The organism is Pelagibius sp., assembly GCF_965227505.1.
Lineage (GTDB): Bacteria > Pseudomonadota > Alphaproteobacteria > Kiloniellales > Kiloniellaceae > Pelagibius.
Window position 1 is genome coordinate 3,154,586 of the sequence record NZ_OZ245757.1, and the last position, 26,745, is coordinate 3,181,330.

Genomic DNA, 26,745 nt, shown 5'->3' on the forward strand with positions numbered 1-26,745 from the left:
GGTTCATCCTCCCTCGATACCCTTGCCGGTTTCTTCTTGTTTTGCGTTCTGGGCCTGCTTTCCGAACTCAGCGCAGGCAAAGAACGCGCCGTAGCGCGGCAACGTCAGTCTGCCGTTTTCCCAGGATGCCGTAAAGCCGTGGCCGTCGAGCGGTGCGATGCCGCCGGGCTCGGCAAGCGCCAGGCTTTTTGGCTCCGCGCCGAGATTGAAGGCGGCAATAACCTGTTGCTCGGGGCAGCGGCGGTAGAAGGCCAGCAGCGGTTCCTCGCTCTCCAGAAAGCGCAGCGTTCCCCATCTCAGCGCCGGTTGGTGATGGCGCCAGCGCAGAAACGCCCGGTAGGCGTTCAGCAGGGATCCGGGAACGTGGTCCTGGCGGTCGACGGCGCGCTCCAGATGGCGCGGGTCCACCGGCAGCCAGGGTTCGGCGGCCGAGAAGCCCGCGTGGTCGGCGCCGCCGTTCCAGGGCATGGGCGTCCGGCAGCCGTCGCGGCCCTTGAACTCGGGCCAGAAGGCCTTGCCGTAGGGGTCCTGAAGCCGCTCGAAGGGCACCTCGGCCTCGACGAGGCCCAGCTCTTCGCCCTGATAGAGGCAGACCGAGCCGCGCAGGCTGAGCAACAGCGCCATGAGCAGGCGTGCGAAGTCATCGTCCTCGGCCTGTTCCGCGCTTGCGGCCCAGCGCGAGGGTGCGCGGATGACATCGTGATTGCTGAAGGCCCAGCAGGGCCAGCCGTCGCCGGCCACCGACTCCATCTCCGCCACGACGCCGCGCAGATGCGCAGCCGAGAAGTCGGAGGTCAGCAGGTTGAAGGTGTAGGCCATGTTCAGGCGGTCGCCGCCGCTGGTGTAGTCGGCGGCGATGCGCAGCGAGTCGTCGCCGCTGACTTCGCCCATGGTCGTACGGCCCTCGTAGCGGTCGGTCAGCACGCGCAGACGCTTCAGGAAGTCGATGGTCTCCGGCTGCGTCTTGTCGTAGAGGTGGCGCTGGTAGGCATAGGGATTGTCGAGCTGCACCCCGTCGGTGGGCCGCTCGCCCGGTTTCAGCGGCGGGTTGTCGCGCAGCTGCTGGTCGTGGCTGCAGAAGTTGACGGCGTCGAGCCGGAAACCGTCCACGCCCAGGTCGAGCCAGAAGGCCGCCTCCGACAGCAGCTGATCCTGCACCGCCGGGCAGTGCAGATTGAGGTCGGGCTGGCAGGTCAGGAAGTTGTGCAGATAATACTGGCGCCGCCGCGGTTCCCAGGCCCAGGCGCTGCCGCCGAAGATCGACAGCCAGTTGTTGGGCGGCGTGCCGTCGGGCTTCGGGTCGGCCCAGACGTACCACTCGGCCCTCGGGTTGTCGCGGCTCTGCCGGCTCTCCAGGAACCAGGGGTGCTCGTCGGAGGTGTGGCTGAGCACGAGGTCGATGAGCACCTTCAGGCCGAGGCCGTGGGCTTTCTCCAGAAGCTTGCGGAAGTCGTCCAGGGTTCCGAAGAGCGGGTCGACGGCGCGGTAGTCGGCGACGTCGTAGCCGAAGTCGCGCATCGGCGACTTGAAGAACGGCGAGACCCAGACCGCATCGACGCCCAGGCTGGCGACGTGATCGAGCTTTTCGGTGATGCCCGCCAGGTCGCCAAGGCCGTCGCCGCTGGCGTCGTGGAAGCTGCGCGGATAGATCTGATAGATCACCGCGCCGCGCCACCATTCGGCATCGCCGCGCGGAGCGCCGTTCGGGCCGGCACCCGCGGCCGTCATCCCTTCACCGCTCCGGCGGTGAGGCCCGAGACGATCTTGCGCTGGAAGATCAGCACCAGAACGATGATCGGCACGGTGACGATGATCGAGGCGGCCATGATGTTGCCCCAGGGCAGCTCTTTCTCGCTGGCGCCGGTGATCAGCGCGATGGCCACCGGCACCGTGCGCTGGTCGTTGGTGAGGGTAAAGGTGAGTGCGAAGAGGAACTCGTTCCAGGCGGCGATGAAGGCCAGCAACCCGGTGGTCACCATGGCCGGCCACATCAGCGGCATGAAGACCTGAGTGACGATCACCCAGGGGCTGGCCCCGTCCACCAGCGCCGCCTCCTCCAGTTCCACCGGCAGTTCGCGCATGAAGGTGGTCAGCACCCAGACCGTGAAGGGCAGGGTGAGAATCATGTTGGCGAGGATCAGCCCCAGCAGGTTGTTGTAGAGTCCGAAGAAGCGGATCATCTCGAACATGCCCGACAGCACGGCGACCTGGGGAAACATGGAAACCCCCAGAATCGTCAGCAGCAGCATGCCGCGGCCGCGGAACTTCACCCGCCCCAGGGCGTAGGCACCGGTAACTCCGAGGAACAGCGACAGCGCCACCACGGCGGCGGCCACGGCCACCGAGTTCGCGATGTTGCGGGCGAAGGGCTGCTGGTCGAAAACCGCGGCGTAGTTGCTCCAGTTCCAGGAGAAGGGGAAGTAATCGACGCGGAACAGCTCCGAGCCGGTTTTGAAGGACGAGACGATGGCGTAATAGAAGGGGAAGACGGCGAAGAGGACGATCGCCACCAGCAGCAGCGCGAAGGCGCCTTTGAGAGCCAGCGCGCGCATCAGCGGTTCCCCTCGCCCAGGTTCACCTTGCCGCCGACGATGTAGATCACCGTCAGCACGGCGATCACCATGAACAGCAGCGTCGAGGCAGCCGAGCCATAGCCGACCGCCTGGAAGTCGACGAGCTGCTGGCGCGCGTAGACCGACATCGACATGGTGTCGGTGCTGTTGGAGGTCAGGACGTAGATCAGGTCGAAGATCCTCAGCGCATCGAGCAGGCGGAAGATCACGGCCACCATGATCGCCGGGCGGATCAGCGGCAGGGTGATGCGAAAGAAGACCTTCACCGGATGCACCCCGTCCACCCGCGCCGCCTCGTAGCAGTCCGACGGCAGCATCTGCAGACCGGCCAGGATCAGGAGCGCCATGAAGGGCGTGGTCTTCCAGACGTCCACCATGATGACGGCGGCCATCGCCAGTTCGGGGTCCGCGGTCCAGGCGACCGGCTGGGAGAGAATGCCGAGGCCCATCAGCATGTCGTTCAGTACGCCGAACTGGTCATGCAGCATCCAGCCCCACATCTTGGCGGAGACCACCGTGGGGATGGCCCAGGGGATCAGCACCGCCGCGCGCAGGAGGCTGCGGCCGGGAAAGCTGGCGTTGAGGGCCAGGGCGATGATGAGGCCGAGGGCCGTTTCCAGGCTGACCGAGATGAAGGCGAAGACCAGGGTGTTGCGGACTGCGTTCCACCAGTCGGGATCGACCAGCAGGCCGTACCACTCTCCGTCGTCGTACTCCAGATAGTTGGCGAAGCCGATGAATTCGTAGTTGGCGATGTCCGACAGGTCGGCATCGGTGAATCCGAAGTAGATGGTGCGGGCCAGGGGCCAGCCGGCCACGAGCAGCAGCACCAGGAGCATCGGCGCCAGGAAGATCCAGGCCGCCCGCACGCGGCTGCGCCCGAGCGACAGCTTCCCGGGCGCCGCCACAGGGGCCGCTGCCGCGTGATCGAGGGTCTGTTGGGTCATGACACCGGCTCCCCCCTCAGCCGTGCCGTCCTACCAGCGTCCGTTGCGGCTGATCCGTTTCAGCTTCCTCTCCAGCTGGGCGAGGCTGGTGGCGCCGTCGGTCTTGCCGGAAAGCACGGCATGGGTCGCATTCCAGAACTCGTTGGAGACGCGGTTGTACTTCGCCCCTGCGACCTTGGAGGGCCGGGCCACGGCGTTGGTGAAGGTGTCGTAGAGATTGCCGAAGAAGGGATTGGCCAGCAGCACCTCGTCGTCCTGGTAGAGGCTGGCGATGGTCGGGTTGTAGGCGCCGGTGATGGCACGGCGCTTCTGTTCCTCGGCGCTGGTGAGATACAGCACCAGGCTCACCGCGGCCTCCGGGTTGGCCGAGTACTTGGAAACGGCAAGTTGCCAGCCGCCCAGCGTGCCGCTGTTCTTGCCGTCGGGCCCGCCCTTGGGCAGGGCCGTGACGCCGACCTTGTCGCGCACCGGGCTGTCTTCGCTGTTGGCCAGCCCCCAGGCGTAGGGCCAGTTGCGCATGAAGACGGCGTTGCCCGACTGGAACACGCCGCGTGCTTCTTCCTCGGCATAGTTCAGCACGCCCGGCGGCGAGATGGTGCCGATCCAGGAGGCGGCCATGTCCAGGGCCTTCGCGGCCTGGGGGTTGTTGATGGTGATCTTGCCGTTCTCGTCGACGATGGCGCCGCCGCCGAAGGAGTCGATCCACTCCAGCGCGTCGCAGGTCAAGCCCTCATAGGCCCTGCCCTGCCAGACGAAGCCCCAGAGCTTGTCGTTGCCGTCGGAGCGCTCGGCCTCCTGGACCGCCGCCGCGGTCTCGGTCAGGTCCTGCCAGGTCTCCGGCACCGCCTTGCCGTGCTTCTCCAGCAGGTCCTTGCGGTAATAAAGAATGCCGGCATCGGTGAACCAGGGCATGGCCACGAGCCGGTCGTCGACGGTGTTGTTCTCGACGATGGCCTGGAAGTGCTCGGCCTCGGCGCCGTTGCTGTGGGGCTTCAGGTCGATGAAGTGGTTGGCCAGCATGCCCGGCCAGATGACGTCGATCTGGAAGACGTCGATGTCCTCGGCGCCGGCGGCCAGCAGCTGCTGATAGAGGGCCAGGCGCTCGGTGGTGGAGTTCGGCGTATTGACCAGCCGCACGGTGTTTCCGGTCTCCGCCGCCCAGGCTTCGGCGCCCTGCTTGCAGAGTTCGAACTCGACGCCCAGCGCGCCGCAGGCAATGGAAACCTCGGCCGCCTGCGCAGCCGGGCCGGAGAACGCGGTCGCAGCCAGAAGGGTTCCCGCCGCAACGGTCGTGCGGAACGCAATACGCCTGTGATCCTTTTTCATTTTGTCCTCCCTGCCTGGATTGCTGCCGACGTTCTTGATGCCGGTCTCGTCTTGGTGCCGGTCTCGTCTTCGTACCGGTCTCGTCTTGGTACCGGTCGGCCTTGCTCCCGGTCTTCGTGCCGGGCGCCGCACCATCGAAAGGCACCGCCCGACGTGTGCGGCCTCCGCCTTTCGCATCGCGATCTCTGTCGCTTCGATGCTCATCGGCGCTCTCGCGCCCGATGGCCGCGGGTTATACACCTCCCGCGCGTAATTGATACGAAAAAACGACCGAAACAACCCTAGGCCGTTGTTTCGGCGTTGACCAGTGGTCAATAGGGGACGCCCCGAAGGCTCGGTCCGGTTGTGCGCCTGCGCTGCTTGGCGTTGCTTGCGCCCCGGGTTCTGGGCGGCGGAGCGGTGCGCCCACCGTTGTCCAGGACGCGCCTTCGGCGCGAGGGTGGAAGAACCGCTGTTCCTTCGCGCAGTCCGACTCTTGCGCCTCAGTTGAAGGTGTTCCTAGATAAATTGGACTAATCATTATCTCATAGAAACATGATTTATCGTTTATTATCTTTTGCCCGGAATAATAGAAGATGATTCAGAGGGTTCGGCAGAAACAAGAATTCCGGATGGTCTGGGTTGCTTTTGACGACGTTGAACACTGACTGGGTGCTTGCATTGCGGGGTCGAACAGAAGGGTACTGGTTGCATGCAGGGACGTAACAGCACCGTCGCGCAGTCGCACCTGCGGTCCTACTCGCGGCCGCCGGTCCGATCCGATATTCCGTTGGACGCCGAACCGCCGGACAAGGACACGCTGCACAAGCTGCCCCTGACCGGAATGCCGCTCGTCACATCGGGTCTCCGCAAGGCGCGTCTGATCAAGAATTCCCGTTTTGAGGGTGTGATCGAGCTGTTTTCCGACGAGAAGTCGGGCAGCGGACAGATCTCGCCGGACCGCCTGAACGAGGTCTTCCAGTTCGACGGGCGCAACAAGACCGACCTCGATCTCATCAAGCACCTGAGTCAGCTCAACAGCTACGACGTCTACACCGTCCGGGTCGCCATGCGGCGCCTGGGCATCGAGGTGGAGGATGTCGACACGCTGCAACTCTCGCCGGAACTGCGCAACCGGCTTGTCCCGCATATGCGCAGTTTCACCCGGCCGCTGCTGCACGCCGTCTATGGTGCAGAGCAGAAGGAGCCGGAGGACCTGAAGGATCTGATCGGGCTCTTCATCGCCCCGGACATGGATGTCGCGCGGGAAAACCTGGCGCGCCTGTCGCACCGCATGCGCATCGACGTCACTGCGATCCCCAAGTTCATCGAGGACTACGGCGACGTCTACCTCTCCCTCGCCTACTACCAGTACTGCCTCGATCAGAACAAGCCGCAGATCCACAGCTTCCTCGCCGCGATGGAGGAGATGCAGCACACCGCCAGCCTGAAGCAGGCCGCCAACCTGATGGCCACCTGCAAGATGCTGGAGACCAAGATCACCGGCGTCGTGCACGACATCGCCAACGTGCTGGAGATGTTCCGCATCCGCACCATCGACATGTGGGAGAAGATGTCGGAGGAGACCTTCCGCCGCATGGAGGCGATGATCATCGGCTATCAGACCAGCATCGGCGCCGCGCTCTGCATCATCACCGTGAAGATGAACGCCTGGAACCAGCAGTTCCCGCAGAAGGAAAGCGGCGGCCCCTGGAGCCGGGCGGACTTCCTCATGACCAACATGCGTCCCGGCCTGGAACTGGTGCAGGACATCAGCTACGAAGATCCGCAGTGAGGACGCCGTTCCGTGCCCACTGGTGAGGACGCCGCAAAGGCCGCGCACGACGAGATTCCCTTGCTCCTGGATCTGAACGAGGATTCAGCGAAGGACTCGCTGCATATTCTGCCGCTTTCGACCGTGCCGCTCGTGACCGGCGGCCTGCGGGAAGCGCGGCTGATCAAGAACGCCCAGTTCGAGGGGGTCGTCGAACTGTTCACCGACGCGCAGGCCGGCAGCGGCCAGGTCGCTCCGGCCGATCTGCCGCGTGTCTTTCAATTCGACGATGGAAACCGCGGCGACCTGCCGCTGATCAAGAACCTGGCCAGCCTGCCCAGCTACGATGTCTACAGCATGCGGGTGGAACTCCGGCGGCTTGGAATCGATGTGGAGAACGTGGAGGATCTGCGCCTCTCCGAAGAGAAGGTGCGCGCCCTCGATCCGCACATGGCCGCCTTCACGCGCCCCCTGGTTCGGGCGGTCTTCGGGCGTGAGGACGACGAGCAGCGGTCCGTGAAGGACCTCGTCGGCCTGTTCGCCGCGCCCGATGCCGGGGAAGCGCGCAAGAACCTCGCAAAGCTGGCCGGGCAGCTGCGCCTGGACATCACCGCCATTCCCAAGTTTCTCCAGGACTACGGCGATGTCTATCTCTCGCTCGCCTACTACCAGGCCTGCCTCGACGCCTCGCGGCCGAAGCTGGAGCGCTTCCTGAAGGCCCTGGCGGCGCTCAAGGCGGACCGCAACCTGTCCAAGGAGCGCGGGCTGATGGCGGCCTGTTCGCAGGTGGAGACGAAGATCACGACGACGGTCGCGGAGGTCGGCGACATCCTGACCATGTTCCGCGACCGCACCGCCGATATGTGGGAGGACATGTCCCAGGAGTCCTTTCAGCGTATGGAACGGCTGATCGTCGACTATCAGAACAAGATCGGCGGGGCGCTCTGCGTCACGACGGTCAAGCTGGGCGCCTGGACGGACGAGTTTCCCCGCCCGGACAGCGGCGGCCCGCTGCGCCGCGCCGACTTTCTGATGAGCACCATGCGCCCCGGCCTCGAACGGCTGAAGGCCATCCAGTATCACGACAAGGCCTAGGCGGGCGCCGGCGGGCTGACGGCCGGCCCGCGCGGTCGCCGTCGACCCCGACCTGCCAGATCCAGGCCTGCCAGATCCAGTCCCGCCAGATCCGGGCCCGCCAATCCAGGCCCGTTCTAGCGCCAGGAGTCACGGTGCTGACTGTCCTGTGCTCTGTCACCCAGCCCCAGATCGCGCAGCATGTGGTCGCTCAGATCCTTCACGTGGACCTTGGGCTTGCGGCAGGGGCCGCTGCGCGCGCCCAGACCGCGCAGCCGGGCCCAGAACGGCGGCATCCAGCGAAGCCGGTCTTCAAGGGATCTCATCATCTCGTTTTCCTTTGCGCTGTCTGATCCTCAGGCGGTCGCGCGCGGTTCCGCCCCGGTTCAGTGCGGCGACGAGGGAGCGTCACAGTCTCCTATTCACTTTCAAATGGAAATCGACGAATTTCGTAGTGTATCATTCAAAAATGAATGGATTTCCGATGAACTGGGACGATCTGCGGGTCTTCCTGGCGCTGGTGGAGAGCGGCAGCCTCTCGGCCGCGGCCCGACGCCTGGGTCTTAGCCAGCCGACGGTGGGCCGCCGCATCCAGGCCCTGGAGCATGCGCTGGACGAGCGCCTGTTCGACCGCCTGCCCCGGGGCTACGTGCCGACGGCGGCCGCCCGGACGCTGCTGCCCATGGCTCGGGCGATGGCGGACGCCGCCGAGGCGGTGGACCGCCGGCGGGCCGTCTCCGACAGGCTGGAGGGCTCCGTGCGCATCAGCGCGGGGGCTGCCATGTGCCGCTTCCTCTGCAACCGGGTCGCCCGGCTGCTGGACGGCCTGCCCGGACTGGACCTGGAGATCGCCGCCTCCTCCCAGTTCTCCAATCTGTCGCGGCGGGAGTCCGACATCGCGATCCGCAACCGCATGCCGGAGCGCGGCGATCTGATGGCGCGCAAGGTGACCGAGCCGGCGGTTGCGGTCTACGCCAGCCGCGACTACGTCGCCCGCAACAAGGTGACGCTCAGTCTCGACGATCCGCCGGGGACGGCCTGGTCACGCTGGGACTGGGTGGACTACGACGAGGCGCGCCAGCATCTCTCGACGGCGCGCTGGCTGGCGCCGCGGCTTGGCGCCGCCAAGGCGCGGGTCGCCTGCAGCACGCCGGCGGAGAAGCTGGACGCCATCCGCGGCGGCGGCGGCCTCGGCCTGCTGTCCTGCTACTCCGCCGACACCGAAGCAGACCTCCAGCGCCTGACCGAACCCATCGACGAACTGCGTGGCGAGACCTGGATGGTGGTGCACCAGGACCTGCGCGACGTCCCGCGCATCCGCACCATCGCCGACCGTGTGGTCGCCCTCATCCACGACAACGCCGCCCTCTTCGCCGGCGCCGGGCAAGCGCTGAGGCCGAGACTTTGAAACGGGTGCGGCTCGCTTTGATGGTCATCTTGCTCGGCCTCGTCTGGGGCCTGAACTTCTCGCTGATGAAGTTCGCCGCGCAGTCGGGCCTGCCGTTCGCACTGCTCGCCGCTCTGGTCATCCTCGGCAACCTGCTGATCTTTGCGGCCTGCTGCCTGCTTGTCGTCGGCCGCATCCGTGTCGCTGCCACGTCCTGGTGGTTCTTCGCCGGATGCGGTCTGCTTGGCTACCTGCTGCCGTTTTTCATGGAACTCTTCGCCGCCCCGCGCATCGGTGCCGGCACTCTGGCTCTGGTCGTCGCGCTTGCGCCGATCATGACGCTGCTCGCCGCAGGGGCAACGCGCATCGAGCAGATAACCTGGACAAAAGCGCTGGGGATCGGCGCGGGATTCCTGTCGGTCGTGCCGCTGATGTTACAGGACGTCTCTGCGCTTGAGGACGTCTTCGGTATTGGGCTTGCCGTCGGGTTGGCCGTCCCGCTGGTTTATGCGCTTTACCATACCCTGATCGCACGCTTCTGGCCGCCTGGGCTTGAGTCGTTCGAAGTCGCCTTCGGCGAGACCTTCGCCGCCGTTGTCCTGATGGTACCGGTCTATCTGCTGTGGGCCGAGCCCGGGCCGCCGCCATCGTTCTCGATCTCGCTCTACTGGATCGTCGGCGCACTGCTGGTCTTTTCGGCCCTTGAGGTGTGGCTTTACTTTCGGATCATGCGTCTGGGAGGACCGGTCTACGTATCGCAGTCCGGATATGTCGCGGTCATCGCCGGTGTCGTCTGGGGCGCCCTGTTCTTCGACGAGCGCGTTACGGCATGGATTGCCGCGAGCATGGCCCTCGTTCTGCTCGCTCTCCTGCTCGTCGCGCCGAGATCGCGGGGGGCGGACTCGTCTCCCGACGGCTCCGATGAAGACAGCTCCGGTGAAGACGGGGCTGGCTAAAGGCAGGGCCGGATAAGAACAGGGGTCAATCGCCCGAAGCTGTTATCGGATCGCGGAGAGGCGGCGGCGGTAGGCGGCCGTCTTGGCGCGGTTTTCCTGGCAGCCGCGCTGGTCTCGGCGCTGGCTGCGGGTGTCGCGCCGTTGTTGCGCTGACCGTCAGCGGCGAGAGTGCGACAAGCGGAGAGCGCAGCGGGCCGTCAAATGGATCGAGGATGAATACGAAATTGGCGGACCCGACAGGATTCGAACCTGTGACCTCTGCCTTCGGAGGGCAGCGCTCTATCCAGCTGAGCTACGGGTCCTCAATGGGAAAGGGTCCCTTCCAGGACGCGGCGACCATACTGCATTCGTCTGGGCGGCGCAAAGCGCTTTGCAGGCGCACGCCTCAGCAGGCCGCCGCCGCGCAGTCTCCGGTGTCGTCCGTCTTTTCCGCCTCCTGTCCCCCTTCGGTCAGAGCCTCGCCGGCCAGGGCTGCCGCGGCATAGGTCTCGGCGGCGGAGGGCAGGGGCGCCTGGCGGTCGCGGGTCCAGGCGGCGATGTCGTCGATCACCACCTGCGCCTGGAGATCGCGCAGCAGCATGTGCCAGCCCTCGGCATAGAGGGCGCGGCGCTGGCGGGCGGCGGCCTCCGCCGGCAGGCGGCGCCAGAAGGCAAAGGTCGGCTCCGCCGGCACGATTTCGTCCTTCTCGCCATAGAGCAGCAACGCATCTGTCCGCAGGCGCGGCGCGGCCTGATAGGCGGCGTCCATCAGGTTGACGAGGCCGAAGACCGCGTCCACCCGGGTTTCCTTGATGAACAGCGGGTCGCGGCCGAGGCCGCGCAGCATCTCGATGTTGTCCGAGGCCTGAAGGCCCAGGCCGCGGCCGCTGAAGCGCGCCCAGGGAATGAGCCGCGCGCTGAGCCAGAGCGCGACACGCTGGCCGAGCGGCATGGTGTCGCGGGCCCAGACCGCCGGCGCCACCAGGATCACGCCCTCCGCCTGCGGCGACCGTGGCCCGTCGAGGGCCGCCAGCACCACGGCGCCGCCCATGGATTCCCCCAGCAGGTAGAGCGGCAGCCCCGAATGGCGCACACGCAGCAGGGCGGCGGCATCGCTCAGGTCGCCGGTCAGGCGCTCGACCCCGGCCCAGAGCCCCGGATGCGGGCCCGCGCCGAAGCCGCGCTGGTCGTAGGCGTAGACCTGCAGCCCCGCTTCGGCCAGGGCCGGGCCGGCGCCGGCGAAGGCGTTGGCGTAGTCGTTGAAGCCGTGCAACGCCAGAAGGACTCCATGGGGCGCGGTTCCCTCGGGCGGCGCCCAGGCGCGCAGCGGCAGTTCGGAGCCGTCGGCGGTGATGAAGTGTCGTTCCGTCAAAACCGGACCGTCCGGGGTCCGGCCGTCCACCTGAATCGTTGCCAGCCCGGGCCCCGGCGGCCCCAGGCGCGGCGCGCAGGCGGCGAGCGCCAGCATAAGGCAGAGGGCAAGAAGCCGCGTGGCGCCCGGCGATTGCCGGGCCCGAAGGGCGTGCTGGGCCCGGTCCGCCCTAGCCTGTCGCCCCATCGCCGCCGCCTTCGGGTGTTTCGTCGTGGGCGCCGCGGGTCAGCTGCAGGAAGATGTCTTCCAGATCGGCTTCCTCGGTCGACATGTCGATGACCGAAAGCCCCGCGCCGCAGACCGCATCCAGGATCTGCGGCACCGGGCTGTCGCTGGCGTGATAGTGGAACAGCAGGCGGCGCGCGGCGGTCTGCTCCGGGTTGAAGGGGGCCAGGGCTTCGGGGATGCCGCTCAGGTCGCGGTCGAAGATCAGGGTCAGGGCCTTGCTGTCGAGGCGCGCCAGCAGCCGCTCGGTCCGGTCGCAGGCGATCACCTTGCCGTGGTTGATGATGGCGATGCGGTCGCAGAGCTCCTCGGCTTCTTCCAGATAGTGCGTGGTCAGCAGCACCGTCGTGCCGGCCCGGTTCAGTTCGCGCACGTTGGCCCAGAGCTGCTGGCGCAGTTCGATGTCGACGCCGGCGGTCGGTTCGTCGAGCACCAGCACCGGCGGCTGGTGGACCATGGCCTTGGCGACCATCAGGCGCCGGCGCATGCCGCCGGAGAGGGTGCGGGCGTAGGCCGTGGCCTTGTCCGCCAGACCCATGGCCGCCAGAATCTCGTCGCTGCGGCGCTCGGCCGGCGGCACCCCGTAGAGCCCGGCCTGCAGCTCGAGCAGTTCATAGGGGGTGAAGAAGGGGTCGATGTTCAATTCCTGCGGCACCACGCCGATGGCCGCGCGCGCCTGGCGCATGGAACTGTCGATATCGAAGCCCCAGATCTCGGCGCTGCCGGATGTCTTGTTCACCAGCCCGGCCAGGATGTTGATCAGGGTCGACTTGCCGGCCCCGTTCGGCCCCAGGAGCCCGAAGAGGGAGCCACGGGGAATATCCAGATCGACGTCGATCAGCGCTTTCTTCGCCGGCGCCTTGCCGGCGGCCTTGTAGGTCTTGGTCAGGCCTTTCACCGAAACCGCCTGGGCCGGCAGGGCGCCGGCCGCCGCCACCGGGTGTTCATCGCTCTCGGGGGTGTTTCCGGGGCTGGCCCCGGGCCCGCTCGCGGCGCCGTTCCCGGGGCTGCCTTTGGCTCCGGACCCCATCGGCGCGCGCGCCCGGGCGGCTGTATGCGGGGTTTCGCTGTTCATGCCTGCCTTTCTGCAAGAAGCGCGGGTGCCGGCCCCGGGCGCTGCCGGTTCCGGGGCGCGCACGGCGGCGGCCATGGGTAGCACCGGCCCCCGAAAGCGTCAACAAAGGGCCGCCGTGGCGGGGCAGGTACCGCGAACCGGAATCCCGCTGCCGTTCCCGGCGGTTTGCCTGATCCGCGAAGCTTTGTTATGCGAAAGCATGGACTCCCCGACCAGGCCGCCGCCGCCCTATCGGCCCCTGCCTTCGGCGCACAGAACCATCGCCTGGCCGGCCCTGCCCGGACCCCAGGCCGCGCTGAAGGCGGCGTTGCTGCAGCAGCTGGAGCAGAGCCAGTGGTGGAGCGCCGCACGGCTGCGCGGCGAGCAGTTCCGCCAGGCCGGCGCGCTTCTGGATCATGCCTACCGTCAAGTCCCCTTCTACCGCGACCGCCTGGCCCAGGCGGGCTTTGTTCCCGGCCAGCCGCTGACGGAAGAGATCTGGGCTCGCATCCCGGTCCTGACCCGCGCGGAGGTACAGGAGGCCGGTGCAGGGCTGCACAGCGCCCAGATTCCAGAGGCGCACGGCGAGATCTACGAGCTCTCCACCAGCGGTTCAACGGGCCGGCCGATCAGGGCCAGAGGCACGCGCCTCGTGCAGCTGTTCTGGGACGCGATGACCCTGCGCGAGCATCTCTGGCAGGGCCGCGACTTCGCCGGGAAGCTGGCCGCGATCCGGTCCTTTCCGACTGGGGTCGCGCAGTATCCGCAGGGCTCCGTAGCGGGTGACTGGGGCCGTTCCACCAAGGACTTCTGCGCCACCGGTCCCAGCACGATGCTGTCAATCGGAAGTGCGGTCGAAGATCAAGCAGACTGGCTCGCTCGGCAGGACGCGGATTACCTGCTGACCTATCCTTCCAATCTCAGGGAGCTGTTGCGGCACTCCCGGCGCACGGGCCAGCGCTATCCCACCCTGCGTCAGGTGCGCACGCTCTCCGAGGTCCTGAGCCCTGCGGTCAGAGATCTCTGTCAGGAGGTCTGGGGCCTGGAAATCGCCGATCTCTACAGCACCCAGGAGGCCGGCTATCTGGCCTTTCAGTGCGCGGAACACGGTGCTTATCACGTTCAGTCCGAAGTGGCGCTGCTGGAGGTGTTGGACGACGCCGGCAACGACTGTGCGGCGGGTGCGGTGGGCAGGGTGGTGGTCACGCCCTTGCACAACTTTGCGATGCCGATGATCCGCTATGCCGTTGGCGACCTGGCCGAGGTTGGGACGGACTGTCCCTGTGGGCGTGGCCTGCCGGTCCTGCAACGCATCCTCGGGCGGGCGCGCAACATGATCGTCTATCCGGACGGACGCCGGGCCTGGCCGCTGCTGGGCGATTTCAACTACACGGAAATCCCGGCAATCCGCCAATATCAGGTGGTCCAGAAAACGGTGACGGACTTTGAGATCCGCATGGTGACCGAGCGGCCGCTGACCGAAGAGGAGGGAACCAGAGTTCGTACTTGGCTGCACGAGCGCTGCGGACACCCCTTCAACGTCACGATCACCTACCACGACGAAATCCTGCGCGGGCCGAGCGGAAAGTTCGAGGACTTCCGATCCGAGGTGACTGCCTGAACAGGCCGGGGACGCGCCGCCCGTTGGGGGGACTTGAAAGGATTGATTAGCGGCTGCGGGGCGGTATCATCGCGCCAGTTCCGCCATACTGGAGAAGACCCATGGAGCCGCCGGAAATCATCACTGTAGACCGCGAACAGGTGGCCTGCGACGGCGGCAAGGGCGCGCTGGGCCACCCGCGGATTTTCCTCAATATGGAGGGAAAGGGGCAGGTTGACTGCCCCTATTGCGGCCGCCGCTTCGTCCTGAAGCAGGACGCCGCCGCCCAGTAGCCTGGATTCTCGAGCCCGGCCCTCGAGCCTGGGTCCTGTAAAGCGCGGTTCCGCGTCAGGGGCTGTCAGGGGGTGACGGTCGCCCTGCGGTTGGGCGCTCGACTTCACAGCGGGCCTCCGGCATTCTCCGGGGCATGAGCTCAGCCCCCTACAAACACCTCTATCTGGTTGACGGTTCCGGCTATATCTTCCGGGCCTATTTCGCCATTCCGCCGCGCAGCACCTCCGACGGGACGCCCACCAACGCGACCTTCGGCTTCACCAACATGCTGATCAAGCTGCTGCGCGACAGCGACGCCGATGCCATCGCCGTCATCTTCGACAAGTCCTCCAAGTCGTTCCGCAACGAGATCTACGGCGAGTACAAGGCGCACCGCCCGGAGCCGCCGGAGGACCTGGTGCCGCAGTTCGCGGCGATCCGCGAGGCAACCAAGGCCTTCAACCTGCCCTGCATCGAGATGGAGGGCTACGAGGCCGACGACCTGATCGCCACCTATGCCCGCCAGGCCAAGGACGCCGGCGCCGAGGTCACCATCGTCTCTTCCGACAAGGACCTGATGCAGCTCGTCGACGGTGGCATCGCCATGCTGGACCCGATGAAGGACAAGGCCATCGGCCCGGACGAGGTGGTGGAGAAGTTCGGCGTGCCGCCGGAGAAGGTGGTGGACGTTCAGGCGCTGGCCGGCGACTCGGTGGACAACGTGCCCGGCGTGCCGGGCATCGGCATCAAGACCGCCGCCCAGCTCATCACCGAGTACGGCGACCTGGAAACGCTGCTGGAGCGCGCCGAGGAGATCAAGCAGACCAAGCGCCGCGAGAAGCTGATCGAGAACGCCGAGATGGCGCGCATCTCCAAGCAGCTGGTGACCCTGGAGCGCTATGCCCCGGTGGAAGAGGGCATCGACGGCTTCGCCCTGCGCCAGCCGGAGCCGGAAGCCCTGCGCGCCTTCCTGGAGCGCTACGAGTTCCGCTCCGTCCTGCGGCGGCTGTCCGATCAACTGGGCGGCGACGAGGCCGCCGAGGCGGCGCCGGCGCCTGCCGCGCCCGGTGAGGCCAAATACGAGCTGGTGCAGGATCTGAAGGCGCTGGAGCGCTGGGTGACGGCGGCGCGCAAGCGCGGCGTCCTGGCGGTGGATACGGAAACCACCTCGCTGGACGCTGTGGCCGCCGAGCTGGTCGGCATCTCCCTGGCGACGGAGGCGGGCCGGGCCTGCTATGTGCCGCTCGGCCACAAGGGCGGCGCCCCGGCGGACGGTGGCCTGGATCTGGAAGGCGGCGGTGCAGAGGCGCCCAAGCAGATCCCGCTGAAGGATGCCATTGCCTGCCTGAAACCGCTGCTGGAGGACCCCGGGGTCCTCAAGATCGGCCAGAACATCAAGTACGACCTTCTGGTCTTCGCCCGCCAGGGCATCGACGTGACGCCCATCGACGACACCATGCTGCTGTCCTACGTGCTGGACGGCGGGCTGCACGGCCACGGCATGGACGACCTCGCGCAGATCCACCTGGACCACCAGACCATCAAGTTCAAGGACGTGGCCGGCAGCGGCAAGAACCAGGTGACCTTCGACTACGTGCCGCTGGACAAGGCCCTGGACTACGCCGCCGAGGACGCCGACATTACCCTGCGCCTGCAGGAGGCGCTGAAGCCGCGCCTGGTGGCCGAGTGCATGACCACGGTCTACGAGACCATCGAACGGCCCCTGGTGCCAGTGCTGGCGCAGATGGAACTGACCGGCATCAAGGCCGACCGCGACACCCTCCGGCGCATGTCCAACGACTTCGCCACGCGCATCGGCGAGCTGGAGGAGGAGATCCACAAGCTGGCCGGACGGTCTTTCACCATCGGCTCGCCCAAGCAGCTCGGCGAGATCCTCTTCGACGAGATGAGCCTGCCCGGCGGCAAGAAGGGCAAGTCCGGTTCCTATGCCACCGGCGCCGACATCCTGGAGGGGCTGGCGGCCCAGGGCCACGACCTGCCGGCCCGGGTGCTGGACTGGCGCCAACTCGCCAAGCTGAAGAGCACCTACACCGACGCCCTGCAGAACCAGATCAACGAAGAGACCGGGCGCGTCCATACGTCGTACTCCCAGGCCGTGGCCTCCACCGGGCGGCTGTCGTCCAACGACCCCAACCTGCAGAACATCCCGATCCGCACCGAAGAGGGGCGCAAGATCCGCACCGCTTTCGTTGCCGAGAAAGGGCATGTGCTGCTCTCGGTGGACTACAGCCAGATCGAACTGCGCCTCACCGCCCACATCGCCGAGGTCGACGCGCTGAAAGAGGCCTTCCATGAAGGCCAGGACATTCATGCCATTACCGCATCGCAGGTCTTCGACATTCCGGTCGAGGGCATGGACCCCATGACCCGGCGCAAGGCCAAGGCCATCAACTTCGGCATCATCTACGGCATCTCGGCTTTCGGGCTGGCGCAGAACCTGGGCATCCCCCAGGGCGAGGCGAAGGCCTACATCGACGCCTATTTCGAACGCTATCCCGGCATCCGCGGCTACATGGACCGCACCAAGACGCTGGCCCGCGAGCAGGGCGTCGTCACCACCCTCTTCGGGCGCAAGATCCACATCCCCGGCATCAAGGACAAGAACCCGGCGCGGCGCAGCTTCTCCGAACGCGCGGCCATCAACGCGCCGATTCAGGGCACGGCGGCCGACATCATCAAGCGGGCGATGATCCGCGTGCCGCCGGCCCTCGAAGGGGCCGGGCTCGGCGCGAAGATGCTCTTGCAGGTGCACGACGAACTGCTGTTCGAGGTGCCTGACAAAGAGGTCGAGGAAACCTCCGCCCTGGTGCGCGAGGTCATGGAAAACGCCTGCGCCCCCGCCGTCGAGCTTTCCGTGCCCCTGGTCGCCGACGCCGGCACCGGCGCCAACTGGGCCGAGGCGCATTAGGGCGTCTCCGTTCCCGGTCGTGTGCTGTGCTATGCTGACGGCATGTCGGACAACAGGCTCCTGAAGGTCGGGGTCGTCGGCACCGTCATTGCCGCGGTCTGCTGCTTTACACCGTTGCTGGTCGTCGTCCTGGGCGCACTGGGGCTGTCGGCGTTGGTCGGCGTCCTTGACTATGTCCTGCTGCCGGTGCTGGCTTTGTTCATCGCTCTCACGGTCTACGCCTTATGGAAACGCAAGCGCGTGCCCTCGAACTGACCTCGACCCTCACCTGTCCGCTCTGCGGCCACGTCGAGAGCGAGACCATGCCCACCGACGCCTGCCAGTGGTTCTACGACTGCAAGGGCTGCGGCACCGTGCTGAGACCCAAGCCGGGCGACTGTTGCGTCTTCTGCTCCTACGGGACGGTGCCCTGTCCGCCGATTCAACAGGGCGACGACTGCTGCTCCTGAGGGGGCGGGCGTGATAGGCTGCGCGCCGCAATCCACTTTGCCGGGGAGCCATGAGCCCGAAAGACGCAAGCCGGACCCTGCCCGCCCCGAAGAGCGACTTCGTCGGCCTGGAGGGCAAGGCGCATTTCGCCACCGGCGGCGAGCCGCCACTGCTGAAGGTGCATCACCAATCCTTCGAGCGCTTTGCCGCCGACAAAGCAGGCGGCTTCGACGGCTACTGGCGACACTGGGACGAAGCCGAGCGGGTGCGCGCGGCCCTGGCCCGAATGACCCAGGCAGAGCCTGGCGACATCGGCCTCGTCGGCAACGCGTCCGAGGCCATCATGCGTGTCGTTGGCAGCCTCGACTGGCAGCCCGGTGATAATGTCGTCGTGGCCGCGCTGGATTATACCAGCGGACGTTACGCGCTGGCGGGGCTCAAATCGCGCGGCGTCGACGTGCGGCTGGTGCCCGGCCGCGGCTGGTGGATTGAGCGGGACGACATCCTGGCCGCCTGCGACGGCCGCACGCGGCTGATCTACCTGAGCCAGGTGAACGCGCTCACCGGCCAGCACCACGACATTGCGGCGCTCGCGCGGGGTCTGGAGGGGTCGGACGCCGTGCTGCTGGTGGACGCCAGCCACGCGCTGGGCGTGGTGCCGGTGGACGCGCGGGCCAGTGATTTCGTGGTGTCCTGCTGCTACAAGTTCGTGCTCGGCATCCACGACGGCATCCTGATCTGGAACCGGCGGCGCCGGCCCGACTTCACGCCCTTCGGCGCCGGCTGGGCCTCCGCCACGCCGGGGGCGACCCCCGCCGACTACCGCCTGAAGCCGGATGCCCGGCGGGTCGAACTCGGCAACGCCGGCCACCTGGGCGCCTACCTGCTGGGCGACTCCCTGGCCTATCTGGAAAGCTTCGGCATCGACGCCATCGCCGCCCACGCCAGGGCGCAGGCGGCGCGGCTGGTGGCCGGCATGACCGCCCTTGGCCTGGACGTCATGACTCCGTCCGACCCGGCGCAGCACGCGGCCAACGCGGCCTTCCTCCATGCCGATCCGGAAGGCCTGACCCGGCGGGCGTCGGCGGAGAACATCCTGGTCTGGGGCGACAACGGCCGTATCCGCGCCTCCGCCCACCTCTTCACCACGGATGAGGATGTCGAGACCGTCCTGGACCGCCTGCCCGCCCTGCTGACGCCGGTTTAGCGTCCGGCCGTGACGCCGCCGTCGACGGCCATCACCGTGCCGGTGATCCAGGCGGCGTCGTCGGAGGCCAGGAACAGGAGCGCGGCCGCCACGTCTGCCGGCTGGCCGTTGCGGCCCAGCGGATGAAAGGCGTTGAAAGTGGGCAGGGTCTTGGCGACTTCCTCCTCGCTCATGAAGGTGCCGTAGACCGGCGTTTCCACCACCGCGGGGGCGACACCGTTGACGCGGATGTTGTCGCCGGCCAGTTCGATCGCGAGGTTGCGCACCAGCGCGTGCACGCCGGCATTGGCGGCCGAGTAGGCGCTGGACGGTGTGGCCGCCACCGCGGCCTCCGCCCACATCGACCCGGTGTGGACGATGGCCCCGCCGCCGCGCTTCTGCATGGCCTTGGCCGCTGCCTGGGCGGCGAAGAACTTGCCCTTCAGGATGGTGGTCAGGAAGCCGTCGTAGTCTGCCTCGTTCAGCTCCAGAAAGGGCTTGGGGGCGAAGATGCCGGCGTTGTTCAGCAGGATGTCGAGCCCGCCGAAGCGCGCCTCCGCCTTTTCCACCAGCGCCTGGCCGACCGCGGGATCGCCGATGTCGCCGGCCAGATGGTCCGCCCGTTCATGGCCCAGGCTTTCCACCGCGCGCTGCAGCTTGGCCTCGTCGCGGCCGTTGAGCACCACCTTGGCGCCTTCGGCCACCAGCCGTTCCGCGGCGGCCAGCCCGATACCCGATGCGCCGCCGGTGATCGCGGCGACCTTGTCCTGAAATCTCATGATCCATCTCCCTCGTCATGATCTCTCGCAGGTTATCTACCTATCGATAGGTAGATAACGGATCAGGAGGTTCAAGCCGTTTCTCGCGCGCGCAGAAGCCATGGCAGGGAGGGTGCCGTATCAGGAGTTTTCGGGGGGCGAAGAGCCTGGGCGCAGGGACCCCCACGCGTCTGGGACTTTCAGGCGCCTCGGGGGCTTACGCGTGCCCGGGCCTCAGGCGTTTCTTGGCCTGAGCCGTCTCTTGGCCTCAGGCGTTTCTGGCCGGCTGCAGGATGCGCAGAAAGGCGGCGGTGGCCTTGTCGAAGCGGCCGAGGTCTTCCAGGCTGCGGGCCATGACCATGGCGCCCTCCAGCAGAGCCAGCAGGTGGTCGGCCATGGCCTGCGGCGTGCCGCGGAACTCGATCTCGCCCGCCTTGCGGCCGTCTCTCAGGACCGTGACCAACCAGTCCTCGCAGAGCGCGAAGAAGTCGCGCACCCGTTTGCTGACCGGCGGAGGCAGGCTGTCTTTCTCGGCGCCGAGCATGCCGCAGAGGCAATGCCGGTCTTTCTTGAGGGTGCCGCGGAACAGCTCGATGAAGGCGCGCAGGCGTTTGACGGCGCCTGTCTCGCGGGCCTTGATGCGCCGCAGCTCATCGGCGAAGCCCTCGCTGTAGCGGATGACAAGCGCCGCGCCCAGGTCGGTCTTGCTGGGGAAGTGGTAGTGGATCGAGGCCGACTTGATGCCCAGCGCCGTGGCGATGTCACGGAAACTGAAGCCGTTGTAGCCGCGCGACTGGACCATGTCCTGCGCGATGTCGAGCACCCGCTCGGCGGTGGTCGAGGCCGTCATGAGCCGCCTTCCCTCCTCTTCGAGCCGCATCATAGCGTCCCCGCCCGGCTTTGGGCAGAGGTGAGATGGCGGGCTGAAGAAGCGGCCCCTTCAGGCGGTTGCTTCAGGCTGCCGGGCGGATGCCGGCGGCCACCACACCGTCGTCGACGTAGGTCTCGAACTGCTTGAAGTTGGCCGCGAACCGCCGCGTCAGATCGTGCGCGGCGACGTCATAGGCGCCCTTGTCGTGCCAGGTATTGCGCGGGTTGAGCACCTCTGCCGGCACGTCGGGGCAGCTTTCCGGCATCTTCAGGCCGAACAGCGGATGCTTGGCCGCGGCGATTCCGTCGAGACAGCCGGACAGCGCCGCCCGCAGCATGGCCCGGGTGTAGGCGATCTTCATGCGGGAGCCGACACCGTAGGCGCCGCCGGTCCAGCCGGTGTTTACCAGCCAGCAGCGTGCGCCCGTGGCCGCCATCTTCTCGCCCAGCATCTTCGCGTAGACCGAAGGGTGCCGGGGCATGAAGGGTGCGCCGAAGCAGGTGGAGAAGGTGGCCGAAGGCTCTGAGCCCATGCCCTTCTCCGTGCCGGCCACCCGCGCGGTATAGCCGGAGAGGAAGTGATACATCGCCTGTTCCGGGGTCAGGCTGGAGATCGGCGGCAGCACGCCGAAGGCATCGGCGGTCAGCATGACGATGTTCTTCGGCTGTCCGCCCCGGCCGCCGGCGCTGACGTTGGGGATGAAGTCCAGCGGATAGCTGGCCCGCGTGTTCTCCGTATGGCGGGGGTCGTCCAGGTCCAGGCGCCCCGTCAGCGGGTCCATCACCACGTTCTCCAGCACCGTGCCGAAACGGCGGGTGGTGGCGTAGATCTCCGGCTCGGAGGCGGGGTCCAGGCGGATCACCTTGGCATAGCAGCCGCCCTCGAAATTGAAGACGCCGTCGGGCGACCAGCCGTGTTCGTCGTCGCCGATCAGGCTGCGGCTGGCGTCGGCGGAGAGGGTGGTCTTTCCGGTCCCGGAAAGGCCGAAGAAGATCGCGGTGTCGCCGTCGGCGCCGATGTTGGCCGAGCAGTGCATCGGCAGCACGCCGCGCTCCGGCAGCAGGTAGTTGAGCACCGAGAAGATCGATTTCTTGATCTCACCGGCGTAGATGGTGCCGCCGATGAGGACCAGGCGCCGGGCGAAGTGGACAATAATGAAGGACTCGCTGTTGGTGCCGTCCCGCTCCGGCTCGGCCTCGCAGAAGGGCGCATGGAGCACGGTAAAGCCGGGCTCGAAGTCGGCCAGTTCCTCGGCCGCGGGCCGGATGAACATGTTGCGGGTGAAGAGCGAATGCCAGGCCGACTCGCTGACCACCCGAACCGGCAGGCGATAGCTGGCGTCGGCGCCGGCAAAGACGTCCTGCACAAAGACGTCGCGGCCCCGCAGGTGATCGACGACCTTGGCGTAGAGCCGCTCGAAGACGTCTTCCTCCATCGCCGCGTTGACGTCGCCCCACCATATGTCCTTCTCGGTGGCGGGCTCGCGGACGATGAACTTGTCCTTGGGCGAGCGGCCGGTGTGCTTGCCGGTCAGGACGACCAGGGCGCCGCCTTCGGCGAGCCGGCCTTCGTTGCGGGTGATGCTTTCCTGGTAGAGTGCCGGAACGCTGAGGTTCCAATAGGCCCTGCGAAGATCGTTGAGGCCGTGCAGGGCCAAGCCGTGGCGGCTGACCGCCGCGCCGATGGTTTCCACCGTAACTGTCTCCCACTGCTGCAGTGTGCTCACGGTTCGTGTGCTGTCGGTTCCTTTGCCGCGGGCCTTGTGGCCGGCCCTTCGCGCAGCGGAACTCTGTTTTTGCGCCCAGTTCCCAGGGTTCTGATGCCTCTGACAGATAATGGATCGGCGGAGGCTTTGAAATGGCGAATATGTGTCTTTTCTGATCTTTTCGCCGATCTTCTCAGCGCCCCTCCGGGGTGACGGTCCTGACGCATCGCTGCGGCGGTCAGTCGCCCGCCGCTCGCGGCCCGGTGGACTGTGCGGCGGCCTTGGTAATGGGGAGGTGTTGCGCTAAAACCGAAGGCTGCTTCGTTCCCGCCAGCGTTTCTCGCCCTTCAACCCGCCCTCCGGGAAAAGTCCTTGTCCGAACTTCTGCCTCTGGCCATCGACAACCTGCTGTCGCCCATCATCCTGTTCTTCGTGCTTGGCTTCGGCGCGGCGCTTCTGCGCTCCGACCTCTCGGTGCCGGAGGCTTTTGCCAAGGCCATGGCCCTCTATCTCATGCTCGCCATCGGCTTCAAGGGCGGCGTGGAACTCAGCAAGCAGGGTCTCGACTGGTCCATTGCGGTCATCCTTGTCGCCGGGGCGGGGCTGTCTTTCGTCATCCCTCTGGTCGCCTACACGCTGCTGCGGACTTTCAGCCGCCTCGGTCAGGCCGACGCGGCTGCGGTCTCGGCCCACTACGGCTCCATCTCCGTGGTCACCTTCGTCGCCGGCACCGAATTCCTCACCCTCTTGGGCATCGGTTTCGAGGGCTACATGGTCGCGGTCATGGCGATCATGGAGACTCCGGCCATCGTCTCCGGCATCTGGCTCGCGCGCCGCGAACTGAACGGCGGCGGCGACCGCGCGGCCCGCGCCCGCCGCCGCTCCCTGGTCGACCGCGACCTGATGCGGGAGATCTTCCTGAACGGCAGCGTGGTGGTGCTGATCGGCGCCTTCGTCATCGGCTGGATCACCGGGCCGCGGGGGTTCGATGCCATCGCCCCCTTCATCGATGCGCCCTTCAAGGGCGTGCTCTGCCTCTTCCTGCTGGACATGGGACTGGTGGCGGCGACGCGGCTGCGCGGGGCCACCGAACTGACCGTGAACCTCGTGCTCTTCGGCCTCGCGATGCCGGTGATCGGCGCCTCCTTCGGCCTCACGGTAGGCTGGGCGCTGGGGCTCGGAACGGGGGAGATGGCCCTGCTCGGCCTGCTCTGCGGCAGTGCCTCCTACATCGCCGTGCCCGCCTCCATGCGCCTTGCGGTGCCGGAGGCGAGCCCCGGGATCTACCTCACGCTGTCGCTGGCGATCACCTTCCCCTTCAACCTCACCCTGGGGATTCCGCTCTACTTTTCCGTGGCCGCGGCGCTATCGTCTCCCTGACGGCCCGGCTCCCGACACCCGGTTTCTGACCCAAGGCCCACCGCGGAGGAACGCGATCCATGGAAACCTATAACCGCAAGAGGCTGGATATCATCGTCGAGGCGCCCCTGCTGCGCCATGTGGTGGCGCTGCTGGAGGCGGAGGCGGTGCGCGGCTATACGGTGATGCCCTGCCTCTCCGGCAAGGGGCCGGAGAGCAGCTGGCACGAGGGGGAGATCAGCGACGCCTTTGCCAAGCGCCTCATCATCGTGATCGCGCAGGAGGAGCAGGCCCGCCAGGTGATGGCCGCGGCCCACAGCCTGCTCAGCGACTACAGCGCCATCATCACGCTCTCCGACGTCGAGGTCATCCGCGCGGACCACTTCTGAGGCCGATCCCTGCCGGCGACGGGCCCGCGCCTCTCGGGCCGCGACGGGGGTGCCGTGGGGAAATGTGGCGGGAAGCGCCACAGAATCGCCTTAAGTTATTGTTCACAAATCACATTTAGAACACTGGCACAAATTCTGCGCGGGTCCCTTGTTAGGGCCATGAGCGCAGAAGGGTCGGCAAGAAACCGCAAACGGTGGGAAATGCTCCGGACTTTGTCTGGAGGCATCATGGCTCTCAGAAGCGGCGTTTCGCGCCTTGATTCGAAGATTCCCGGACCCCTCGGCAGGCGCACGCGGCGTCGGGCCGAACCGCGGCGGCGCAGGCTGTCGCTGGCGCTGCAGGGCGGCGGTGCCCATGGCGCCTTCACCTGGGGCGTGCTGGACCGGATTCTGGAAGAGCGCGGCGTCGAACTCGACGGCCTGAGCGGCGCCAGCGCCGGAGCCCTCAATGCCGCGGCTCTGGCGGCCGGCTGGCTGGAGGGCGGCGCCGAAGGCGCGCGGGACAACCTGGAACGGCTGTGGCGCCGCGTCAGCGGTCTTGGCGAGTTCAGCCCCAGCCCGGCGGCGAGCCCGGCGCTGGACATGATGACGCGCCTGTTTTCGCCCTATCAGCTGAATCCGCTGGATGTGAACCCGCTGCGCCGCATCCTGGAAGAGGTCATCGACTTCGAGGCGCTGCAGACGGCCACGGCGCCGCGCCTCTTCGTTTCCGCCACCGAGCTGAAACAGGGCCGGGCCGCGCTCTTCGAAAATCCGGAGATGACGGTGGAGGTGCTGCTCGCCTCGGCCTGCCTGCCCCATCTTTACCGCGCTGTCGCCATCGACGACGGGCACTACTGGGATGGCGGCTTCATGGCTAATCCGACCATCTTTCCCCTGGTGTTCCACTGCGACAGCCGGGACGTCATGATCATCCAGATCGATTCGCTGACCACCGACGAGGTGCCGCGCAGCGTGCGCCAGATCAACAACCGGCGCAGCCAGATCATGTTCAACGCGCCGCTGATGCGCGAGCTGGAGGCACTGACCTACATGGGCCACATCGCCGGGCCGGGGCGGCTGCGCGGCGGCGGCATGGCGGCCAAGGTGCGTGGGCTGAACCTGCACCTGCTGGAAGGCGGTGCCGCCATGCGTGCCTTCGACGTCACCAGCAAGCAGCGCGCCGACTGGGGGTTCTTCCAGGAGCTGAAGGCGATCGGCCGGGAGGCTGCGACGGCCTGGCTCGACCGTCACCGCGATGCCCTGGGGGTGCGCTCCTCCCTGGATCTGCCCGGGGCCTAGACGTTTTCCCGGATTTGCGGCACCAGCCCTCTTCTCTTCCCACCGGGCCGGTTCAGGCCGGCCGCTCCAGCAGGCCGTGCTTGCGCAGCCGGTTGCGCAGCTGGTCGTAGGTCAGGCCGAGCTGCCTGGCGGTGGCCCGCTGGTTGAAGCGCTGGGCGGCCAGCGCCTGTTGCAGCAGGTCGTGCTCGACCCGCTTCAGCGCTTCGCGCAGATCGAAGGCGCGCAAGGGGTCCGACAACACCCCGCCGCCGGGCACCGGCGCCGGCGCTTTCGCTGCGCCTTCGGCTGGGGAATCCGCGGTCTTACTGACCTTGGCGGCCCGGTGTGAGTCGGCCTGGGGCGCGTCGGCCAGCGGATAGGGGCTGGCGAAGGGATCGAGCACGATGCCGTCGATCAGGTCGTCCGCCGTGCCCCGCGCCACCGAGCGCTCAACGACATTGCGCAGTTCGCGCACGTTTCCGGGCCAGGCGTAGCCCAGCAGCACCTCCAGCGCGTCCTCGCTGAAACCGGGGAACTGCGGCCAGCCCAGTTCCGCGGCCATCTCGCGGCCGAAGTGACCGGCCAGCAGGGGGATGTCCTCCTGCCGGGCGCGCAGCGGCGGCAGGGTGATCACCTCAAAGGCCAGGCGGTCCAGCAGGTCGGCGCGGAAGCGTCCGGCCGCGGCGGCCGAGGGCAGGTCCACGTTGGTGGCGCCGATCACCCGCACCTCCACCTTCAGGGTGGCGTTGCCGCCCAGGCGCTCGAAGGCGCCGTACTCGACCGCGCGCAGCAGCTTTTCCTGCACGGCGGCGGTGGCCGAGGCGATCTCGTCGAGGAACAGGCTGCCGCCGTCGGCCAGTTCGAAGCGCCCCGCACGGCGGCGGGCCGCCCCGGTGAAGGCGCCGGCCTCGTGGCCGAAGAGCTCCGATTCCAAAAGGCTCTCCGCCAGCGCGGCGCAGTTCAGCTTGACGAAGGGGCCGTCCCAGGCGCGCGACAGGAAGTGCAGGCGGGCCGCCACCAGCTCCTTGCCGGTGCCGCGCTCGCCGATCACCAGAACCGGGCGGTCCAGGGGGGCGATCCGGGAAATCTGTTCGGCCAGCCCGAGGAACGCGGGCGATTCACCCAACAGCGGCGGAAGCTCGGGAGTCTGCATAAAGCAAATATAGTCAATGATTCGCAGAAAACACCAATGATTAGGATTTTCTCTATGGCGCAGTCTCTGCCCGGAAGCCGTGCTTCTGAAAAGTTTCTATTTTAAATCAATAGGTTAAATGGATTTCTCGGACTTGGCACGATCTCTGCTAATCGATGGTTAAGATGCGCCATCAGGGCGTTTCCCT

24 protein-coding genes and 1 tRNA gene are annotated in these 26,745 nt (G+C 67.0%); 13 read left to right on the top strand and 12 right to left on the bottom strand.

Annotation, left to right across the window (positions count from 1 at the left end):
* Window positions 1–3: 3 nt before the first annotated feature.
* Genes ACO06P_RS15050 through ACO06P_RS15065 form a run of 4 tightly spaced genes read right to left on the bottom strand, consistent with a single transcriptional unit; the run spans window position 4 to window position 4,846 of the window.
* Entirely contained in the window at window positions 4–1,728 is a 1,725-nt protein-coding gene (locus tag ACO06P_RS15050) for an alpha-glucosidase family protein (RefSeq protein WP_420346050.1), read from the bottom strand.
* Window positions 1,725–2,552, bottom strand: a complete 828-nt coding sequence (locus tag ACO06P_RS15055; protein ID WP_420346051.1) for a carbohydrate ABC transporter permease — start codon at window positions 2,550–2,552, stop codon at window positions 1,725–1,727. Before ACO06P_RS15055 ends, ACO06P_RS15050 begins: the two co-directional genes overlap by 4 nt.
* Window positions 2,552–3,520 (bottom strand): carbohydrate ABC transporter permease, encoded by a 969-nt coding sequence (locus ACO06P_RS15060; RefSeq protein WP_420346052.1) that lies wholly within the window; start codon window positions 3,518–3,520, stop codon window positions 2,552–2,554. The genes ACO06P_RS15055 and ACO06P_RS15060 overlap by 1 nt, the downstream gene beginning before the upstream one ends.
* Window positions 3,521–3,550: 30 nt before the next feature.
* On the bottom strand, window positions 3,551–4,846 hold the full coding sequence (locus ACO06P_RS15065) for an ABC transporter substrate-binding protein (protein WP_420346053.1): 1,296 nt from the start codon (window positions 4,844–4,846) through the stop codon (window positions 3,551–3,553).
* Window positions 4,847–5,537: 691 nt separating this feature from the next.
* On the opposite strand from ACO06P_RS15065, the gene ACO06P_RS15070 reads away from it, so the two are divergent.
* Together ACO06P_RS15070 and ACO06P_RS15075 are read left to right on the top strand one after the other, a co-directional pair.
* Window positions 5,538–6,620: a hypothetical protein gene (locus tag ACO06P_RS15070; protein ID WP_420346054.1), complete on the top strand. Its 1,083-nt coding sequence runs from the start codon at window positions 5,538–5,540 to the stop codon at window positions 6,618–6,620.
* 12 nt (window positions 6,621–6,632) lie between these two features.
* Window positions 6,633–7,694 (top strand): hypothetical protein, encoded by a 1,062-nt coding sequence (locus ACO06P_RS15075; protein ID WP_420346055.1) that lies wholly within the window; start codon window positions 6,633–6,635, stop codon window positions 7,692–7,694.
* Between the two features lie 116 nt (window positions 7,695–7,810).
* Here the strand turns inward: ACO06P_RS15075 and ACO06P_RS15080 are convergent, their stop codons facing one another.
* A complete protein-coding gene (locus tag ACO06P_RS15080; RefSeq protein WP_420346056.1) occupies window positions 7,811–8,002 on the bottom strand; it encodes a hypothetical protein in 192 nt (63 codons plus the stop codon).
* A gap of 155 nt (window positions 8,003–8,157) precedes the next feature.
* On the opposite strand from ACO06P_RS15080, the gene ACO06P_RS15085 reads away from it, so the two are divergent.
* Both ACO06P_RS15085 and ACO06P_RS15090 read left to right on the top strand, forming a co-directional pair.
* Window positions 8,158–9,081, top strand: coding sequence for a LysR family transcriptional regulator (locus ACO06P_RS15085; protein WP_420346057.1), 924 nt, complete (start codon window positions 8,158–8,160; stop codon window positions 9,079–9,081).
* 29 nt (window positions 9,082–9,110) lie between these two features.
* Window positions 9,111–10,016: a DMT family transporter gene (locus ACO06P_RS15090; RefSeq protein WP_421938126.1), complete on the top strand. Its 906-nt coding sequence runs from the start codon at window positions 9,111–9,113 to the stop codon at window positions 10,014–10,016.
* 225 nt (window positions 10,017–10,241) lie between these two features.
* Here the strand turns inward: ACO06P_RS15090 and ACO06P_RS15095 are convergent.
* The 3 genes from ACO06P_RS15095 to ACO06P_RS15105 form a co-directional block, all read right to left on the bottom strand.
* Window positions 10,242–10,318 (bottom strand) — tRNA-Arg (locus tag ACO06P_RS15095).
* A gap of 83 nt (window positions 10,319–10,401) precedes the next feature.
* The gene (locus ACO06P_RS15100; protein ID WP_420346059.1) at window positions 10,402–11,553 is read right to left on the bottom strand and encodes an alpha/beta fold hydrolase; all 1,152 of its coding nucleotides are present in this window, start codon (window positions 11,551–11,553) and stop codon (window positions 10,402–10,404) included.
* The gene (locus ACO06P_RS15105) at window positions 11,537–12,667 is read right to left on the bottom strand and encodes an ABC transporter ATP-binding protein (protein WP_420346060.1); all 1,131 of its coding nucleotides are present in this window, start codon (window positions 12,665–12,667) and stop codon (window positions 11,537–11,539) included. Before ACO06P_RS15105 ends, ACO06P_RS15100 begins: the two co-directional genes overlap by 17 nt.
* Window positions 12,668–12,866: 199 nt before the next feature.
* On the opposite strand from ACO06P_RS15105, the gene ACO06P_RS15110 reads away from it, so the two are divergent.
* From ACO06P_RS15110 to ACO06P_RS15135, 6 genes are all read left to right on the top strand, one after another.
* The gene (locus tag ACO06P_RS15110; protein ID WP_420346061.1) at window positions 12,867–14,267 is read left to right on the top strand and encodes a phenylacetate--CoA ligase family protein; all 1,401 of its coding nucleotides are present in this window, start codon (window positions 12,867–12,869) and stop codon (window positions 14,265–14,267) included.
* A 101-nt stretch (window positions 14,268–14,368) separates the two neighbouring features.
* Window positions 14,369–14,539 (top strand): zinc-finger domain-containing protein, encoded by a 171-nt coding sequence (locus ACO06P_RS15115; protein WP_420346062.1) that lies wholly within the window; start codon window positions 14,369–14,371, stop codon window positions 14,537–14,539.
* A 134-nt stretch (window positions 14,540–14,673) separates the two neighbouring features.
* Window positions 14,674–17,448, top strand: a complete 2,775-nt coding sequence (gene polA, locus ACO06P_RS15120) for a DNA polymerase I (protein ID WP_420346063.1) — start codon at window positions 14,674–14,676, stop codon at window positions 17,446–17,448.
* 42 nt (window positions 17,449–17,490) lie between these two features.
* Window positions 17,491–17,703 carry a mercury resistance system transport protein MerF gene (merF, locus tag ACO06P_RS15125; RefSeq protein ID WP_420346064.1) on the top strand — a complete coding sequence of 71 codons (213 nt, stop codon included), beginning with the start codon at window positions 17,491–17,493 and terminating at the stop codon, window positions 17,701–17,703.
* Window positions 17,673–17,897, top strand: a complete 225-nt coding sequence (locus ACO06P_RS15130; protein ID WP_420346065.1) for a GDCCVxC domain-containing (seleno)protein — start codon at window positions 17,673–17,675, stop codon at window positions 17,895–17,897. The genes merF and ACO06P_RS15130 overlap by 31 nt, the downstream gene beginning before the upstream one ends.
* 50 nt (window positions 17,898–17,947) lie before the next feature.
* A complete protein-coding gene (locus ACO06P_RS15135; protein ID WP_420346066.1) occupies window positions 17,948–19,084 on the top strand; it encodes an aminotransferase class V-fold PLP-dependent enzyme in 1,137 nt (378 codons plus the stop codon).
* On the opposite strand, the gene ACO06P_RS15140 is transcribed toward ACO06P_RS15135, so the two are convergent.
* From ACO06P_RS15140 to ACO06P_RS15150, 3 genes are all read right to left on the bottom strand, one after another.
* Window positions 19,081–19,842: an SDR family NAD(P)-dependent oxidoreductase gene (locus ACO06P_RS15140; RefSeq protein ID WP_420346067.1), complete on the bottom strand. Its 762-nt coding sequence runs from the start codon at window positions 19,840–19,842 to the stop codon at window positions 19,081–19,083. The genes ACO06P_RS15135 and ACO06P_RS15140 overlap by 4 nt on opposite strands.
* 247 nt (window positions 19,843–20,089) lie before the next feature.
* Window positions 20,090–20,671, bottom strand: coding sequence for a TetR/AcrR family transcriptional regulator (locus tag ACO06P_RS15145; RefSeq protein WP_420346068.1), 582 nt, complete (start codon window positions 20,669–20,671; stop codon window positions 20,090–20,092).
* Between the two features lie 103 nt (window positions 20,672–20,774).
* Window positions 20,775–22,418, bottom strand: a complete 1,644-nt coding sequence (locus ACO06P_RS15150) for a phosphoenolpyruvate carboxykinase (protein ID WP_420346069.1) — start codon at window positions 22,416–22,418, stop codon at window positions 20,775–20,777.
* Between the two features lie 351 nt (window positions 22,419–22,769).
* On the opposite strand from ACO06P_RS15150, the gene ACO06P_RS15155 reads away from it, so the two are divergent.
* The 3 genes from ACO06P_RS15155 (at window position 22,770) to ACO06P_RS15165 (ending at window position 25,426) form a co-directional block, all read left to right on the top strand.
* Window positions 22,770–23,777, top strand: coding sequence for a sodium-dependent bicarbonate transport family permease (locus ACO06P_RS15155; RefSeq protein ID WP_420346070.1), 1,008 nt, complete (start codon window positions 22,770–22,772; stop codon window positions 23,775–23,777).
* A gap of 59 nt (window positions 23,778–23,836) precedes the next feature.
* A complete protein-coding gene (locus ACO06P_RS15160) occupies window positions 23,837–24,145 on the top strand; it encodes a DUF190 domain-containing protein (RefSeq protein ID WP_420346071.1) in 309 nt (102 codons plus the stop codon).
* Window positions 24,146–24,373: 228 nt separating this feature from the next.
* Window positions 24,374–25,426 (top strand): patatin-like phospholipase family protein, encoded by a 1,053-nt coding sequence (locus tag ACO06P_RS15165; RefSeq protein WP_420346072.1) that lies wholly within the window; start codon window positions 24,374–24,376, stop codon window positions 25,424–25,426.
* Window positions 25,427–25,478: 52 nt separating this feature from the next.
* On the opposite strand, the gene pspF is transcribed toward ACO06P_RS15165, so the two are convergent.
* Window positions 25,479–26,558 (bottom strand): phage shock protein operon transcriptional activator, encoded by a 1,080-nt coding sequence (gene pspF, locus ACO06P_RS15170; protein WP_420346073.1) that lies wholly within the window; start codon window positions 26,556–26,558, stop codon window positions 25,479–25,481.
* Window positions 26,559–26,745: the final 187 nt, after the last annotated feature.